The organism is Mycolicibacterium arseniciresistens, from assembly GCF_030519285.1.
Taxonomy (GTDB): domain Bacteria; phylum Actinomycetota; class Actinomycetes; order Mycobacteriales; family Mycobacteriaceae; genus Mycobacterium; species Mycobacterium arseniciresistens.
The window spans coordinates 30436-46369 of the sequence record NZ_JAUMSQ010000007.1; the positions used below are offsets into that span (position 1 = coordinate 30436).

Consider the following 15934-nt stretch of genomic DNA (forward strand, 5'->3'; position numbering starts at 1 on the left):
TGAAACACGGTGGATCGCGCCGACGCGAGACTTCCGCGACTCAACTCGGTCGGAGCTCGGGGACGGCGGTGTGGATCCACTCCGTGCTGATCGGGTTGTCCTGTTGTTCGCGGCGGTAGACGGAGCGGAGTTCCCGCAGCAGGGAGTCGCGCTGCCACGCCTGCACCTGCGCGACCGCGGCGTCGTCGGTGAACACCCCGGACTTGGCCGCGAGGACGGTCTCGACGAGCTGGCCTGCCATCTGACGGAGCAGCCGGCCGTTGGCGTCGAACTGCTCGGCGAAGTTCGGCGCGGTGCCCATCATGGCCGTGTGCAGTGCCACCATGAAGTTCAGCGGCGAGTACAGGTCGACGAACTGCACCGGCGAACCGCCGCCCTCAACGGCAGCCCATTCCCGGAAGAACCGTTGGACCCGGTTGCTGAGCGCGATCAGGCCTTCGAGGTGAGGCACCACGGCGGGATCGTCGGCGACAGAGACGAACCGGCCGTTCTGGTAGAGCAGGCCGACGAATCCCCAGTAGAAGGCGACATCCCAGATGATCTTCGCCGACATCACCGTCGGCGTGCCCATCAGCGTGTACTGATCCTGGTACACCGCGAGCCACATGTCGGTGAGTGACCGGAACAGGGAGTCGCTGATCCCCGACCTCGCGACGACGTCCTCGCCGTCGAGGTCGCGGGTGATCATGTCGGTGATGAGGCCGTTGCCGATCGCGACCAGATCCAGTCCGGACGAGTACAGCGGGTCGAGGAAGATCGCCGCGTCCCCGGTGATGCCCCAGCGCTCCCGGCCGTCGAACACCTTGGTGGCGCCGTGGCTGTAGTGCTTCATCACCCTGAAGTCCTTGATCAGGTCGTCGTGCTTGGCCAGTTCGTCGGCGCACTGCGGTTCGTGTTCGCGGATCCAGGCCTTGGCCTTGGCGAGGGTGTTGAAGTCGTCGAAGGCGTGGAACCGGGGGTCGGCGACGATGCCGACGCTGGTGGCACCGGAGGCGAGCCGGATGAGCCAGACCCAGTAGCCCTCGCCCATGAGGTGGTTCGTGGACATCGCCCGGTCACCCTCGACCAGGCGCGACTGCCAGCTCGGGTCGTCGCTCCACTTGCCGACGTCGAGCTCGACCGCGACCCGGAACCAGGCGGCGTTGCAGTGGTGCTCGGTGGCCCGTTTCAGTTCCAGCTGACGCGGCAGTGTCCGGTTCCGCCCCGAGGCGTCGACCACCCAGCGGGCGGTGGTGCGGGCGGTCTGGTCGCCGTCCTGGAAGGTGACCGTGTGCGGGCGGCCGTCGGCGCCGAACTCGACGTTGCGGACCCGGCCGCGGGCGATGTCGACCCCGGCCGCCAGGCAGCGGCGGGCGAGTTCGTTCTCCAACCTGCCGCGGTCGATCTGGTAGGTCACCTGCGGCACGAACGAGGAGCTGCCCAGCTCCACCCGGCGCGCGATGTCGGTGTTCCCGTCGTGTGAGAAGAACATCCGAAGCCCCATCTTGCGGAGCTGCGCGGTGCTGAGGTGGTCGCCCAGACCGAGCCGGTCACGCAGGTAGTGCGCGGAGACCTCGACGGTCGACTCGCCCACGGTGTGGGTGATCTCGGGGACGGGATGCGCGGACGGCTCGATGATCCGGATCCGTGTCCTGGGACGCGCGGAGCGGATCTCCAGCGCCAGCGTGAGCGCTGCGACGCCGCCTCCGACGATGACGAGATCGTGGTCGGCGGCGGTGTCGCCGTCATCGGACAGCTGAGACCGGATCCGGCGGGCCAGTGCCGCCCGTGTCTCGGAGTCCAGCCGCGACAGCTGCGCTCGCACCTCCACGCGTCACCTTCCTTTCGCCGCCGGAGGAGAAGAGTTACCCCACCGTCAGCGACGCTACACAGCAATTCTCGGCCGAAAAGCCTGGTGAGCGGCTTCGTCACGAAGACGTCAGTTCCTCGCGCGGCAGCACGATGGGGCTCCCCGGACTGCCGGCCGACGGGCCTCCTACGTCTGCGTCGGGCTCTGCAGGACCGCGGCGATGAGGCCGGTCAGCGCGTCGACCGCGGCGGCGACCGAGGTCCGCCCTCGGTTCATCTCGGCGGCGATCGCCTCGGCTGCCCCCAGGATGCCCACGCAGCGCAGGCGAAGGGCTGCCGGCGGAAGGCTCGAGTGCGGATTCAGTGCGCGGACCATCAGGTCCGCGTAGCGGTCGAGCATGTCGTGCTGCAAGGCCTCCATCTCCGGGTCGCCCTTCAGCGCGGCGGAGATCACGGTGAACTCCGGCGCCTCGGTGGCGCAGGAGAAGTACGCGGTGCTCATCACCCGTGCGATCTCACCGGGACTGTCTCCGGCGTCCTGCAGCGCCCGCTGCGTCGCGGCTCGGTGTCGTTCGTCGAGCTCGCGGTAGAGCGCGAGCAGGAGGCCGGGGCGGGTCTCGAAGTGCAGGTAGACGATGGGCCTGCTCACCCCGGCTGCCTGCGCGAGGGTCAGCAGCGTCAGGTCGTCGGTCCCGCGGTCTCGCACGATCGCCAGTGCCGTGTCGAGCAGCTGTCGCCGCCTCTCCCGCTTCGACAGCCGGCCGGTCATCGACGGCGCTCCTCCCTCTACCTACACTTTGTAACTTACAGAGTGTAACTTCCCGTAGGGCCGTCGCACGACCGAACACTCAGGAGAGACACATGAAGATGGCGTGGTACATGAAGCCCGGCAACAAGGCGATCGTGGCCCTGTCGCGACTCGGATTGAACTTCGGCGACAAGGGTCCGGTGGTGCTGACGGTGACCGGGCGCAAATCGGGGGCGGCACGTTCGACGCCGGTGACTCCGATGACCGTCGATGGGAAACGGTACGTCGCCGGCGTCCCGGGAGCCGACTGGATCGCCAACGCACGTGCGGCGGGCCGGGCCACGCTGCAGCGCGGTCGTCGAACCGAGCAGGTCCGGATTGTCGAGCTCGCCGAGCAGGAGGCTCGACCGCTGCTCCGGCAGCTGCCGGAGCTGGTGCCGGGCTGGGTCGGATTCCTCCGCAAGGGAGGCCTCATAACCGACGGCACCCCCGAAGAGTTCGAGGCTCTGGTCGGCGCCATGCCGATCTTCCGCCTCGATCCGCGGCCCTGAACGGATCGGTGACACTCCGCCGTGGCCACGGCCTGCCGGGCATCGCACTGAATTGGCGAAACCGCAATGCTTTTCACGCATCCCGCATAGCATCCCGCCCGGGTCACATTCGGTCGGAGGGGGATTCATGAGGCAGGTTTCGGCATGGGTGGGGGCCGGCGTGCTGACAGCCGGCGTCTCGGCGGCGATGTTCGCCGGGGCGGGCGTGGCGAGCGCCGACGAAGGCGGATCGGATCCCAAGGACACCGCGACATCGGCGACCAGCGACGCCCCATCGAAGACGACGGCCTCGGCCGAACACCGGAAACGCCCCGCCCTCGGTGAACGAAATTCCGGCGCAGCAAAGGAGCCGCGCCGGGTCGGCCACCTTCGGCGTGGCGAGGCTTCGGTGCGCGACAGAGTTCGCGGTGATCGCGACCCGGGTGCCGATGAAGCCGTATCCGCCGATCAGGTAACCGCCCGAACAGCCCGGACCGACAAGAAGCGCCGCGGCGTCGTCGAGCCCGACGCGCGGGCCGGCACCGAACCCGGCATCGAGTCTGTGACGGCACCGAGCGTCGCGACGAAGGAGCCGGCCACCCGCCCCGGACTCTCCGACATCCGCCGCGAGATCACTGCGCGCCTGACGCCGCGCATCCCGGACCGCGAGCAACCGGCCAAGACCGTCGACACCGGCCCGGGCACCGACGCCGTGACAACGCTGCAGGCTCCCGCGTCCATCGCCGCCGAAGACACCGCACCGGCCGCCGCGTCGCGCAAGATCCCGGTCATCGGCGACATCCTCGGGCCGGACCAACCCGATTACCCGCCGCTGGTCAGGGCCGTCGGATCGGCCATCTTCAACCTGCTCGGCGCCGTGGTGCAGGCCGTCGACGGCCCGCCCCAGGTGCCGCAGGAGTTGCGGGACTCGGTCAAGGTCAGCAGCTCCACCCTGGTCGTCTCGCCAGGAAACGAGATCGCGGCCGACTGGTACTTCCCCGCCGAGGCCGATCCGGCGAAACCTCCGCAACGGATCATCTACCTCCAGCACGGCATCCTCGCGAGCGGACCGATGTACAGCCACACCGCTTCCTATCTGGCGCAGCGCACCAACAGCGTCGTCGTCGTGACCACAGTGACGTCCAACCCCTTCGCCGACGACGGCATGTGGCTGGGCGGCGACAACATGCACAAGGCCGTCGCCCAGCTGTTCCTCGACGACGACCGTGCAGCGCTGAACGCGAGCCTGACGACGGCCACGCTCAAGGCCGACGCTCCGATCATGACCGTGCCCAAGGACTTCGTCCTCGTCGGTCATTCTCTCGGCGGCGGCTTCGTGCCCGGTGTCGCCGGTCACTACGCCGAGGGTCTGGTGACCCGCCGCGACGACCCGGCGAACGCCGAGGACGAGGCCAATCACCTGGCCGGCGTGGTGATGCTCGACGCGGTGCCGTTCCACCCGATCATGCCGCGGGCGATGGACCGCCTGAAAACCCTTGAGTCCAGCGGTGATCCCGCCGACTACGTGCCGATGTACGAGATCGGTGCGCCGACCAACCTCTTGAACGCGTTCAGTTCGGTGAACGACGAACTCACCGAGGCACGGCCCGGGAAGTTCAACGGCGTGGTCATCGACGGCGGTGTCCACATGGACGGGATGCTCGGCGGGAACCCGCTGATACAGGCGGCGGCCTATCTCGTCGCCGGCATCCCGCAACCGCAGAATCCGCCGGCCGTGCAGTGGCTGATGGCCGGGTGGATCAACGACATGTTCGAGGGCACTGTCGACCCGACGACAGGTCGTTGCCTCGGCGACGACTGCCACGGCATCTACGGGGATGTCGGCAGCACGATCCGGATCCCGACCGAGAAGGGTGAGGCGTCGGCCGTGGTGATCGACTCCGGCGAGCTGCCTGCCGGCGCGCGGCTGACCGACCGTTTCGAGCCGCGGGACGCGTCCTCGGCGGATGTGCCGCGGGGCTGGCAGTACTGGATTCCCCTGCAGATCGCGGCCTGAGCGCCGACGGCATCACGGTCTTCTGAGGCGCCAGCCCACGTAGGTCACGCCGATGCCCACGGCTGCGATCAGCGGCCCGGCGACCGACCACGTCGTCGTGTTGCTCATCGGGCTGCCGCCCACCAACCCGATCCCCTGCAGGGTGAACAACACACCCGCCAGGGTCACCAGGATTCCGACCGCCACCAGCAAGACGCTTCTCACCCGGCCACCGTATCCCGCTGAACTCTGCGCGACCTAGCCGCCGGGCGTGGCGAAGACGAACAGCGCCATGAAGGCGACGTTGATGAAGAAGGTCGCCTCCACGAGGCTGATGGTGATGAAGAACGGCGTGTAGAGCCGGGACAGTGCCTCGGGTTGGCGTGCGACTCCGGCGATGAGTTGTGCACCGGCCATGCCGTCGCCGACACCGGCGCCGATCGCTCCCCCGGCAAGGACGATCGCCCCGGCCAGCAGTGCGTTGCCCATGAGTTCGTCAGTGGCCATCCCACACCTCCTGCGTTGGTCGAGCGTCCAGCTGTGCCGCGATGATCCCGACGGCGTCGTCGGCGCCGTCCTCATCGGCGAGTAGCCGCGAAACGTGCTGTGCCTTCTGGCGGTACGTCGCCGACCTCGTCGCCGCGGTGATCGCTGCGGCGAGATCCTCAGCGGTGAGCGCATTTCGATGCAATGGCCGCGTGGCGGCACCGAGGTGGTGCAGCCGTTGCGACCAGAACGGCTGGTCGACGATCCCGGCCACCGGTACCGACGGCACTCCGGCCCGCAGGGCGGCAGCAGTGGTGCCCGCGCCACCGTGATGGACGACCGCGGCCATCCGAGGAAACAGCCAGGCGTGCGGGACGTCCTCGATGGTGAGGACGTCCTCGCCGGCGCAGTGCAGCCGCGCCCACCCGGACTGCACCACGCCGCGCACCCCCGCGCTGCGCAGCGCCTGGGAGATCGTCCGGGACAGTGCGTCACCGCGAGCGGTCGCGGTACTGCCGAACCCCACGTAAACCGGAGGCGGCCCGGCCTCGAGGAAGTCGACCAGCTGGGCCGGCGGCCGCCAGCCCGGGCTGTCCGCGGGCCACCAATAGCCGGTGACGTCCAGACCCGGTCGCCAGTCCCGCGGCCGCGGCACCACGTGTGCGCTGAATCCGTAGAGGATCGGCCATCGTGCCGCGCGTTGCGCCTGGTACGCACGCCGCGGCCGTCGCGGTACACCGAGGGTCCGCCGCAGGTCGTCGATCAGCGGTGTGTAGACCTTCTCGCCGATGCCGGCCATGTGCCACGCCAACCGGTTGCCCACTCGCCCGAAGGATCGGGCTGTCAACGGTGGAGGGGCGAATTCTGCTGTCGCACTGGCGGGCTGGAGGAAGACGCCAAGGCTCGGAATGTCCAGCGCCTCAGCGACGTGATAGCCGAGCAGGGACCCGACAGGTCCGCCGAGGAGCAGCAGGTCGGCGTCGCCCCCGGCATCGGCCATCGCCTCCCCCACGCCGGAGAGATCGTCGCGCATCGCGGCCAGCGTCTCCTTCGACGGGCGCATGCGTGCGCCGTCGACGAGCGCCTGCCCGTAACCGGATGTCCGGGTGGCGTGTTCGGTGTCCCTGGGCAGCCATCGGAACTCCAGACCCGCGCCGGCGATCATGTCCTCATAGGGTCGCTGCGCGGCGATCGCCACGTCGACCCCGAGGTCGTCGCGCAACCGGGCGCCGAGCCCGGTGAGCGGCGCAACGTCACCACGTGTGCCGAACGCCTCGATCACGATTCGCGTCATCTCTGCGCCCTCGTTGCCAGTTCGAACATCGTCACGAGCTCCTCGCCGTAGGCGATGACGTCGTAGTCCGGGTCGCGCGCGGCCTCCCACACCGCTCCGTCCAGCGCTGCGCGCAACGCGTTCTTCATGAACGTGACTGACAGCGGCCGGAACTCACCGCTGCCCACTCCGTCGGCGAAGATCGCCGCCGGATCGAGCAGTGCCAGATCGCCGGTGGGCGGATCGTCGCCGGCCGGCTTCGCGGCAGCCTGGTCGAACCGCAGGCCGTCACTCGACCGGTAACTGGTGACGATGTCGAGCATCGCGACCGCCGGGATGCGGTTCGCGGCGATGAAGGCGGCATTCGCCCGGATGTACGCGGCGAGCTTGCCCGTCGCGGTGTGTTCGGTGCGCACCGCGGAGACGATCGCGGACGCGGCCTGCGTCATCACGGTCGCCACCGCTGCCTCGATGATGTCGGACTTCGTTGTGAAGTGGTACAGCACAGCACTTTTTGCGATACCGATGTGGTCGGCGATCTTGGCCACGGACGCCTGCCCGTAGCCGCCCGCCGCGATGATCTCGAGCGCCGCGGCGACGATCTGATCCCGCCGCGCACGCTCGGTGAACGTTGGCTCGGTGTTAGACCGCATGGTCAGATATTAGACCGATCGGTCAGATTCCTGCAAACGCTGTCATCTGTTCAGGCGGCCCACACCGCTGAGGATCGTCTGCAGCCACCGGTCGAGTTGCTCGGCGTCGGTGACGGCGGGAGCGCCGTGAACGAAGCTCATCATCACGCCGTTGATACAGGTCAAGACCATCAACACCTCTTCGTCGAGCGCGGCGTCGTCCGGTTCCGCGTCGGCGCCGTGCCATTCCCGGATGACTTGGCGTGTCAGCTCGGTGATCTGCGAGGCGAAGTGTGAGAGGTACGCCGCGAGTTCAGGCTCCCGGCTGGCCTGGAGCGCGAGTTCGTACCGGGCACGGCTGCGGGTGAGGAACGGTTCCGCGTTGGAGGCCACCACGAGCCTGGCCAGTCCGATGGTGCCGGTATAGCCGGCCGCGGCGTCGCCGGCCAGCTCCGTCATGCGGGAGAGGTCGATGATGTCCAGTTCGGTGACCCGCTCGGCGATCGCGTGCAGCAGCGCCTTGCGGGTGCGGAAGTAGAACGAGGTGGTGCCGGGCGGGACGTTCGCGTGCCGGTCCACCTTGCCGTGGCTGATCTCCCGCGCTCCGCCGCGCCCCAGGAGGTCGATCGCAGCGTCGGCCAACTCCCGCCGCCGCTCGGGAGCGTTGTATTTCCGACGTGCACTGATGGGTCCCCAGGATACCGAGGGCCGAAGGCAGCGGGCTGGAACGCCTGTGATGCTTTCTCTAGAAATATAGAGAAAAAGTCTTCCCTGCGGGCTGCTGCGTTGTTACCGTCCAGTAATGCACCGATCCGGGGGGATCCTTTTCATCGTCATGGTCGCCGTGTGCGGCCTTCTCACGGCCGCGCCGTCGGCGCGCGCCGACAACGGCTACCTCGGCGACTTCTATCTGCCACCGGATCCGCTGCCGCCGGGCCCACCCGGGGAGATCCTGCGCACCGAGCCCTCGCGCATCCCGGCCGCGGTCGACTTCCCCGCCGCCCTGCCGGCGACGGCCACCCGAATCATGTACCGCAGCACCAACGCTCGCGGCGCGGCCATACCGGTGACCGGCACCTACATCCGCCCCACGCTGCCGTGGAGCGGTCCGGGACCCAGGCCCCTGGTGTCCTTCGCGGTGGGCACCCACGGGCAGGGCGACCAGTGCGCACCCTCTCGCCTGATCAACGAATACCTCTATCAGAACCGGGTTCTCGACACCTTCCTCGAATACGAACTGCTGCTCGTCCAGCGCATCATCAAACGCGGATGGGCGGTGGTGGTCACCGACTACGAAGGGCTCGGCACCCCCGGCGTACACACGTACGTCAATCGCCTCGCATCCGGGCACGCCGTCCTCGACGCCGCGCGTGCCGCCCGCAACCTTCCCGACTCCGGTCTCGATGCGGCGGGACCGATTGCGCTCTACGGGTACTCACAGGGCGGGGCGGCCACCGCATCGGCGGCCGAACTCGCCGCCGTCTACGCGCCCGAACTTCCCATCGTCGGCACCTACGCCGGCGCACCACCGGCCGACCTGTCGGTGATGCTGCCGTTCCTCGATGGCAGCGCCGTCGCCGGAATACTCGGGTACGTCATCAATTCCGCGATCGCGTCCTACCCGGATTACGCCGATGCCATCCACCACGCCCTGACGCCTGACGGCGAGGACCTGATCGCCAAGACCCAGAATCAGTGCCTCGGGGAGACGATGGCCAACTTCATGTTCCGCCACAATCAGCGCTACTTCACCGTCGACACGGCGGTCGCGCCCACCAGGGAACCGTTCAAGGGCCTGTTCGAGCAGCAGCGCATCGGCCGCCACAAGCCGGCCGCGCCGGTACTGATCGTGAGCAACCGCTACGACCCCCTGGTGCCCTATGGCCCGGCTGCCCAACTGGGCCGGGACTGGTGCGCGCTGGGCGCCGACGCCGAGTTCTTCACCAACGAGCAACCACCGCTGTTCAACAAGCTGATCGTCAACCACGCGTTCCCCATCGTCGTCGACGCGCACCGTGCGCTGGAATGGGTGGCCGACAGATTCGCCGACCGCGCCACCACGCCCAACTGCGGCCGCTTCTGAGCCGAATGAATCACGTCGACCTGGCGTGGGCGCTCGCCGGTGCCGCCGAGCAGTGTCTGACGGCGCGCCAGCGCCTCGACTGTTACGTCGCCCTTGGAGCGGGCGATCTCGCCACCGCCATCGAGATCGCGACACGGGCACTGGTCCTGCACGGTGCCGAGATACCGGCGGGAACCGCGGCGGCTCTGCGCAATTGGCGCGACGCCTATCCCGACGCCGGCCCGATGGTGGCCGAACTCCTCGAACGGACCGCCGACATGGGCGAGGACCGGCCGCCGGTCCCGGGCATGCGATACCTCACGGTGCGCGACGTCTACCGCACTGCGCGACCGCACACACCCGAGTCGTCGTGATGCGCATGACATCGACTTGACCGGATGCCGCCTCCGTTTTACCGTGGGTATACGGAGGCACCATCCGCTTCCGGTCCTCCGGGAGGCAGAAGATCGTGAGCAGTGACACGCAACAACAGGGACGTCGGACTCGCGCCGACGTGCAACGCAACCGCGCCGCACTGCTCGACGCCGCTCAGCGGCACTTCCTGACCTACGGGGTGGGCACGTCACTCGAGGCGGTGGCGAAGGAGGCCGGCGTCGGACCGGGCACGCTGTACCGGCACTTCCCCAGCAGGGAAGCGCTCCTGGCGGAGGTACTCCAGACTCGCCGACAGGAGCTCGAGGCGCGCCGCGCGGACATCGCCGAGGTCGACGACCCGCTCACCGCCCTGCGGCACTGGCTTCGGGCGATGGAGGCGTACTTCAGCGCATTCAGCGGGTTACCCGAACCGTTGATGGCTGCCGCCCGGGCACAGGAGCCCGGGAACCCGCTGACCATCCCATGTCACGAGATCATCGCGACGACAGACGAATACCTGATGACCGCGCAACGTGCAGGGCAGGTCCGCACGTCCGTCAAGGGCGTCGACCTGTTCCTGGCGGCCGTCTCCGTGGCTTGGACCATGGGCGCCGGCACCGTCGACGAAGAGTCACTGGACCGGTTGCGCGGACTCATCGAGCACGGATTTCGCGAGACCGGCGACAACACCTAGCAATCCCCGCACGGGCTCATCCGGCGATGAGCCCTGCTTCACCACGATTCGAGAGACCACTGACATGACCACTGACGCCGCCGTTCCTGCCGCGCCGCTCATCGACCTGCTGCGGTCGCGCAGCTCCGCCCGGCAATTCCTTCCCACGCCCATGTCGCCGCCGGACATCCGGGAAGTACTGGAAGACGCGCAGCGAGCCCCGTCCAACAGCAACACCCAGCCGTGGGTCGTGCACGTCGTGTCCGGCGCGAAACGCGATGCGCTCAGCGCCGAACTGGTGCGGGCATTCGAGGAGGAGCGCTTCTCACCCGACTTCACCGCCGACTACGGCACGGGCGTGTACCTGGAACGCTCACACGACCACGCCGCGATCGTCTACCAGGCGCGGGGAGTAGGCCGCACCGACGTGGAGGGCAGACGAGAGGTGGTGCGCGAGAACCTCCGCTTCTACGACGCCCCTCACGTCGCCTTCCTGTTCATGCCGATGCTCGGCGACGGTGTCCGTACCGCAGGCGACATCGGCATGTATGCGCAGAACTTCCTGCTGTCGTTGACCGCACGCGGATTTCACGGCATTCCCCAGACCATCCTCGGCATGTACGCCGACGTCGTCCGCCAGGCGCTGGACGTCTCCGACGACTACAAGCTGCTCTTCGGTATCTCCTTCGGCACTGCCGACCCCGACGCCGCCGTGAACAGGATCCGCATGCACCGGCTCCCTGTGGAACAGAGCGTCGTCATGCACGGTGTCCCGGAGTGGGGCTGCGCGAACTCCTAGGCGTTGGGCTGCCGCAGCACGGGCTGATCGATCTGCTCGCGGAGGATGTCGCCGTGACCGGCATGCCGCGCGAACTCTTCGATCATCGAGAGCAGCGTCCATCGCATGCTGACGGTTCCCTCACGGGGACTGTCCTTGACGTCGTCGAGGTCGAAGCGGGCGGCGATCTGACGTGATCGCGCACTGGCGCGCTCGAACTCGGCGATGACGTCGGCCAGCGACTCGCCGTCGACCACCGCGAAGGTGCCCTCGTCCCGGTTCGAGTATCCGTCGCATTCGGAAGCGTCCAGCTCCGCCCAGAATCGCTGGAACCAGATCCGTTCCGCGGCGGCGGCGTGCTTGATCAGGGAGATCGGCGTCGTCAGCGACGCCACGAGTCGCCGGCGGGCGTCCGCGTCGGACAGACCCTGCGCGGTCGCGATGAGCGCAAGGCGGTTGCGGTCGAGCATGTTCTCGATCAGCGTTCGCTCGGCACCGCTGGTGATTCTGTCGATGGGTATGATTCTTTCGCTCCGATCCCTTGCAGTTGAATTGCGCCACAGGTCGCGGTGATGTGTGTCGGCGGCTCAGAGGCGGAACCAGGAAGATCGCAACGCATCACGCGCAGCGGGCCGGGCAGCGATCGCCGCCCCGGCCGGTCAGGGACGACTGCCCCTGAGGAGACTATGTCACGGGTTTCGGTGCCTCAGGCCGTGATGCGCATCTCGGCACCCGGGTGCGAGCTGAGCGTGATCACCACCGTGCCGCTGCCCGTTCCGAACGTGGTGTTGGCATAGCCGATGAAACCGTAGTGTCCGTCGATCGTCGACACCGCGGTGATCGGACCGCTTCCGGCGGCCCCCGTGTCGAGATTCTCCCAACGGGCGGTGACGGTGAGCGCACAACGTCCGTCGTAGACGCCGGCGTCGTAGTGGATCGCGACCCGGACACCGTCTTCTACCCGATCGTCGACCTGCACCGACGCCACCTGAGCCTCGGCGCTGACGCTGCCGGCACAGGTCGGAGACGCCACCACGGGGACCCGATCGAGTTGGGCGAAGGGCTCGGCATGCGCGGCAGCCACCGACCACCAGGGTGCAGCGAGCGCGACGGCGAGCACGCCGGCAGTGCGGAGCGGGGTCATGCCTGTGTATCGGCAGCCGTGGCGACGGCGTTAGCACTGGTCGACGAAACAGGTCCGCATGCACTACGGATGAACCACAATGTGTCTCTCAGCCGGCCCATGAACAACCTGGCAGGACCAGCGTGGCACGTGACGTGATCGCCTTCGACACGACGCTGGGTCACTCATGCCCGGATATCTGGCGAATCCTGCAGGAACCCGACTGGTACCCGCGGTTCTTCCACGGCGTCGGTTCGTGCGAGCAGCTTCCCGGCGCTGCCCGCGAGTTCGAGGTGCGGCTGTCCACTCCCCGCGGCGCCGTCGTCGTGCACGGGATGCGTCAGACCGTCCGACGGTCCGGCCTGGAGGTCCGACTGGAGTCGACACAGGCCAGTCGCAGCTTCGTCTCGATCCGGCTGAACCCTGAGGGCGACAGCACCCGGATCGCGGTGCGGATCTTCGCGGTCGGTCTGCTGCACCCCGACATCGCGAAAGCCAGTGACAGCGCGGTCCAGAACTGGGTCCGGGAAGGTCTGGCGCGCATCTCGGACTTCCTCGATCGCAAGCCGTCTTCGTTGCTGGCCAACATGGGTGACGGCCGTTCGCTGCACCTGAGCATCGTCAAGACGATGCTCGTGAGCGGGGTGGTCCGCGCGTCACGGCCCGATCGTGGCGTACGACAGCTCAACTCACTCGCCCGTTGGGGATTCACCCTCGCCGGCGGCCTCGGGGCGGCTGCGGCGCGGTCACCGCAGAACACGGCGTCGATCGACGGGTACGGGAGGTCGACCTACGAGGACATGGCCCGGCGGACCACATGCCTGGTGTCGGGCCTCGTCGGTGAGGGCTTCACCAAGGACAGCAAGTTCGCGGTGCTCGCGCGCAATCACTCGGCGATGGTCGAGTGCATGGTCGCGGCAAGCAAGTTGGGCGCCGATCTGGTGTTGCTCAACACCGGCCTGGCGGCGCGCACGATCGAAGACATCGTCCGTGACCACGCGGTCGACGCGATTTTCGTCGACGACGACTTCGAGCCACAGGTGCGCTACCTCCCCCCGGAGATCTCACGAATCTCGACACGCCCTGACTCTGTTGTGCCGCAGCGACACTCGATCGAGGAGCTCATCACCGCCGGCGCCGGTGCGAAACCGGTGGCGCCACCGAAGCAACCCGGCAGACTCATCGTCCTCACCTCCGGCACCACCGGCACACCCAAGGGCGCACGGCGCCCGACCCCACCCGGTTTTGGCGCCATCGCTGCGATGTTGTCGCGGATGCCGCTGCGTCGCGACGAGGTGATGTTGCTGGCCGCGCCGCTGTTCCACGCATGGGGTCTCGCCGCCCTGCAGGTGAGTACTCCTCTGCTCGCCACGGTGGTGCTGATGGAGCGCTTCGACGCAGAGGAGTGCCTGAGGAAGATCGAGCAGCACCGCTGCACCGCCATGGTCCTGGTGCCGGTGATGTTGCAGCGCATTCTCGAGTTGCCGGCCGCCGTGCTCGACCGATACGACACGTCGTCGCTGAAGGTGGTCGCAAGCAGCGGCTCACCGATCCCCGGTGCGGCCGCCGTCAAGTTCATGGACACCTTCGGCGACGTTCTCTACAACTTCTACGGATCCACCGAGGTGTCGTGGGCGACGATCGCCGACCCAACGGATCTGCGACTCGCTCCGACCACCGCCGGTCGACCGCCGCTCGGTACCCGGATCGCCATCCTCGATCAGCACGGTGTTCCATTGCCGGTCGGCGCCGTGGGACGCATCTTCGTCGGCAACGACATGCTGTTCGAGGGCTACACCAACGCGGACTCCCCGGCCGTCGAAGATCAGCTGATGGACACCGGCGACCTGGGCTACCTCGATGCCGGCGGGCGACTCTTCGTCGCCGGGCGCGACGACGACATGATCATCTCCGGCGGTGAGAACGTCTTCCCACGGCCGGTGGAAGAAGCGCTCGCCGTCCTGCCGCAGATCGCCGACGTGGCCGTCGTCGGCGTCCCGGATCCGGAGTTCGGTCAACGCCTCGCCGCGTTCGTCGTCCGCGCCGAAGGCGCGTCACTGGACGAGGAGATGGTCAAGACTTACGTCCGGAACCGCCTGAGCCGCTTCTCGATTCCACGCGACGTCACGTTCGTCGGTCAGCTTCCGCGCACCACGACGGGCAAGGTGATGAAGCGCCACCTGGTCGACGGACAGTTCCCGCTGGGGACGGGCTGGCCGGCCAGCTAGTCCCGGTCTCGGTCTTCGCGCCGCAAGCACTGCTGCGAGCCTGCGCCTACCAGGAACGAGTCCATTCGTCCTGCGAACCCGGACTTCCGCGCGCCCCTGCGGCGTTCCGATGAGCATCGTCGAGAAAAGGAACAGAACATGACACCCACACAGTCGGGCGCAGACCCGGTCATCCGCGCCGTCATGGACGAGTGGCGGTCCGCCATCGACGCCCACGACGCGTCCCGGGTGGCCGCCGTGTTCACCGAAGACGCCGTCTTCAAGGGGCTGCGCCCCTACGGAGTGGGCCGCGACGCCGTCGCTGCGTACTACGAGTCGCAGCCCGCCGGCATGGCTGTTACGTATCGCATCCTCGAAACCCGTAGTCCTTCGGCGGATGTCGTGCTGGGCTATCTGGCCGCGACCTTCACCTACCCCGACCGGCCTTCGGCGGAGCTGGCCATCGGCGTGGTGCTGACCCGCGACAGCCAGCGGTGGCAGGTTGCGCAGTACCAGGCGTCCAGGCTGTAGACCGACGCGGCAACGAGACGTGCGCTGCCGATGAGTTTGGGCGCGGCTTCCCGTCTGTATCGGTAGCCAGCCGAAACACACCCACTCGAGGAGAGCCGTGACCGCCACTTACACCTTTGACGTCTTCTCCAGCCTGGATGGCTTCGGCGGTGTCAGCAGCGGCGACTGGGGCGGTTACTGGGGCAAGCAGGGCCCCGAACTGCTCGACCACCGCCTCGCGCTGTATCGGCCGGAGCAGCGAATGGTTCTCGGACGCACCACTTATCAGATGTTCGCGGAAATGCTGGCCTCGGGCAGCGAGCAGGCGGTGCTCGATCCATGGGTGACGCGAATGAGGAATCTGCCGGCGACGGTGGTTTCGACCACCCTGGCCGGGCCTCTCGACTGGCCGGACGCGACCATCGTGAGCGGTGACGCGGTCGACGTCGTCGCCCGCCTCAAAGAGGAGTCCGAGGTGCCGTTGCGCTCACACGGCAGCCTGTCGATGAACCGGGCGCTGATGGCCGCCGGCTTGGTCGACCGGCTCCAGGTGACGATCTTCCCCGTGATCACCGGTCAGACCGGCGACGATCCGATATTCGCGGGCGCGGCGGACTTCGACCTGGAACTCATCGAAGGCCGGACGCTGGACGGCGGCATCCAGGAGCTCATCTACCGGCCGTCCCTGCATGCCTCGATATCGCTGTCGGACAAACGCTGAGGGCGCCCGCGATGCGGACGCCCTCGTAGCGG

The 15934-nt window shown here is 67.9% G+C and carries 18 protein-coding genes; 9 read left to right on the forward strand and 9 right to left on the reverse strand.

Annotated features, from left to right (window positions below; all coding sequences use genetic code 11):
• Nucleotides 1-40: 40 nt before the first annotated feature.
• Together Q2100_RS02005 and Q2100_RS02010 are read right to left on the reverse strand one after the other, a co-directional pair.
• On the reverse strand, nt 41-1804 hold the full coding sequence (locus Q2100_RS02005; protein ID WP_407667566.1) for an NAD(P)/FAD-dependent oxidoreductase: 1764 nt from the start codon (nt 1802-1804) through the stop codon (nt 41-43).
• Between the two features lie 171 nt (nt 1805-1975).
• Nucleotides 1976-2557, reverse strand: coding sequence for a TetR/AcrR family transcriptional regulator (locus Q2100_RS02010; RefSeq protein ID WP_302912647.1), 582 nt, complete (start codon nt 2555-2557; stop codon nt 1976-1978).
• 92 nt (nt 2558-2649) lie between these two features.
• Between Q2100_RS02010 and Q2100_RS02015 the strand changes: the two genes are divergently transcribed.
• Both Q2100_RS02015 and Q2100_RS02020 read left to right on the forward strand, forming a co-directional pair.
• Nucleotides 2650-3087, forward strand: coding sequence for a nitroreductase family deazaflavin-dependent oxidoreductase (locus Q2100_RS02015; RefSeq protein ID WP_302912648.1), 438 nt, complete (start codon nt 2650-2652; stop codon nt 3085-3087).
• Nucleotides 3088-3214: 127 nt separating this feature from the next.
• Nucleotides 3215-5083: an alpha/beta hydrolase gene (locus tag Q2100_RS02020; RefSeq protein WP_302912649.1), complete on the forward strand. Its 1869-nt coding sequence runs from the start codon at nt 3215-3217 to the stop codon at nt 5081-5083.
• Between the two features lie 12 nt (nt 5084-5095).
• Here the strand turns inward: Q2100_RS02020 and Q2100_RS02025 are convergent, their stop codons facing one another.
• Genes Q2100_RS02025 through Q2100_RS02045 form a run of 5 tightly spaced genes read right to left on the reverse strand, consistent with a single transcriptional unit; the run spans nt 5096 to nt 8095 of the window.
• Complete coding sequence (locus tag Q2100_RS02025; RefSeq protein ID WP_302912650.1) at nt 5096-5287, reverse strand: hypothetical protein; 192 nt, start codon at nt 5285-5287, stop codon at nt 5096-5098.
• A gap of 33 nt (nt 5288-5320) precedes the next feature.
• Nucleotides 5321-5569 (reverse strand): F0F1 ATP synthase subunit C, encoded by a 249-nt coding sequence (locus tag Q2100_RS02030; protein WP_264012589.1) that lies wholly within the window; start codon nt 5567-5569, stop codon nt 5321-5323.
• Nucleotides 5559-6842, reverse strand: a complete 1284-nt coding sequence (locus Q2100_RS02035) for a glycosyltransferase (protein ID WP_302912651.1) — start codon at nt 6840-6842, stop codon at nt 5559-5561. Before Q2100_RS02035 ends, Q2100_RS02030 begins: the two co-directional genes overlap by 11 nt.
• Nucleotides 6839-7474, reverse strand: a complete 636-nt coding sequence (locus Q2100_RS02040) for a TetR/AcrR family transcriptional regulator (RefSeq protein WP_302912652.1) — start codon at nt 7472-7474, stop codon at nt 6839-6841. Before Q2100_RS02040 ends, Q2100_RS02035 begins: the two co-directional genes overlap by 4 nt.
• A 42-nt stretch (nt 7475-7516) precedes the next feature.
• The gene (locus Q2100_RS02045; RefSeq protein ID WP_302912653.1) at nt 7517-8095 is read right to left on the reverse strand and encodes a TetR/AcrR family transcriptional regulator; all 579 of its coding nucleotides are present in this window, start codon (nt 8093-8095) and stop codon (nt 7517-7519) included.
• Between the two features lie 160 nt (nt 8096-8255).
• Between Q2100_RS02045 and Q2100_RS02050 the strand changes: the two genes are divergently transcribed.
• The 4 genes from Q2100_RS02050 to Q2100_RS02065 all read left to right on the forward strand — a co-directional run bounded on the left by Q2100_RS02050 (nt 8256) and on the right by Q2100_RS02065 (nt 11362).
• The gene (locus Q2100_RS02050) at nt 8256-9536 is read left to right on the forward strand and encodes a lipase family protein (RefSeq protein ID WP_407667561.1); all 1281 of its coding nucleotides are present in this window, start codon (nt 8256-8258) and stop codon (nt 9534-9536) included.
• A gap of 5 nt (nt 9537-9541) precedes the next feature.
• A complete protein-coding gene (locus Q2100_RS02055; RefSeq protein WP_302912654.1) occupies nt 9542-9889 on the forward strand; it encodes a hypothetical protein in 348 nt (115 codons plus the stop codon).
• A 95-nt stretch (nt 9890-9984) separates the two neighbouring features.
• A complete protein-coding gene (locus Q2100_RS02060; RefSeq protein WP_302912655.1) occupies nt 9985-10584 on the forward strand; it encodes a TetR/AcrR family transcriptional regulator in 600 nt (199 codons plus the stop codon).
• Nucleotides 10585-10648: 64 nt separating this feature from the next.
• Entirely contained in the window at nt 10649-11362 is a 714-nt protein-coding gene (locus Q2100_RS02065; protein WP_302912656.1) for a nitroreductase, read from the forward strand.
• Here the strand turns inward: Q2100_RS02065 and Q2100_RS02070 are convergent.
• The gene (locus tag Q2100_RS02070; protein ID WP_302912657.1) at nt 11359-11811 is read right to left on the reverse strand and encodes a DinB family protein; all 453 of its coding nucleotides are present in this window, start codon (nt 11809-11811) and stop codon (nt 11359-11361) included. The genes Q2100_RS02065 and Q2100_RS02070 overlap by 4 nt on opposite strands.
• Before the next feature lie 236 nt (nt 11812-12047).
• Nucleotides 12048-12485, reverse strand: coding sequence for a hypothetical protein (locus Q2100_RS02075; protein WP_302912658.1), 438 nt, complete (start codon nt 12483-12485; stop codon nt 12048-12050).
• A gap of 122 nt (nt 12486-12607) precedes the next feature.
• Here Q2100_RS02075 and Q2100_RS02080 point away from each other — a divergent pair, with 122 nt between their 5' ends.
• From Q2100_RS02080 to Q2100_RS02090, 3 genes are all read left to right on the forward strand, one after another.
• Nucleotides 12608-14692 carry an AMP-binding protein gene (locus Q2100_RS02080; protein WP_407667562.1) on the forward strand — a complete coding sequence of 695 codons (2085 nt, stop codon included), beginning with the start codon at nt 12608-12610 and terminating at the stop codon, nt 14690-14692.
• Between the two features lie 138 nt (nt 14693-14830).
• Nucleotides 14831-15202, forward strand: coding sequence for an SgcJ/EcaC family oxidoreductase (locus Q2100_RS02085; RefSeq protein ID WP_302912659.1), 372 nt, complete (start codon nt 14831-14833; stop codon nt 15200-15202).
• Nucleotides 15203-15299: 97 nt separating this feature from the next.
• Entirely contained in the window at nt 15300-15902 is a 603-nt protein-coding gene (locus tag Q2100_RS02090; RefSeq protein ID WP_302912660.1) for a dihydrofolate reductase family protein, read from the forward strand.
• Nucleotides 15903-15934: the final 32 nt, after the last annotated feature.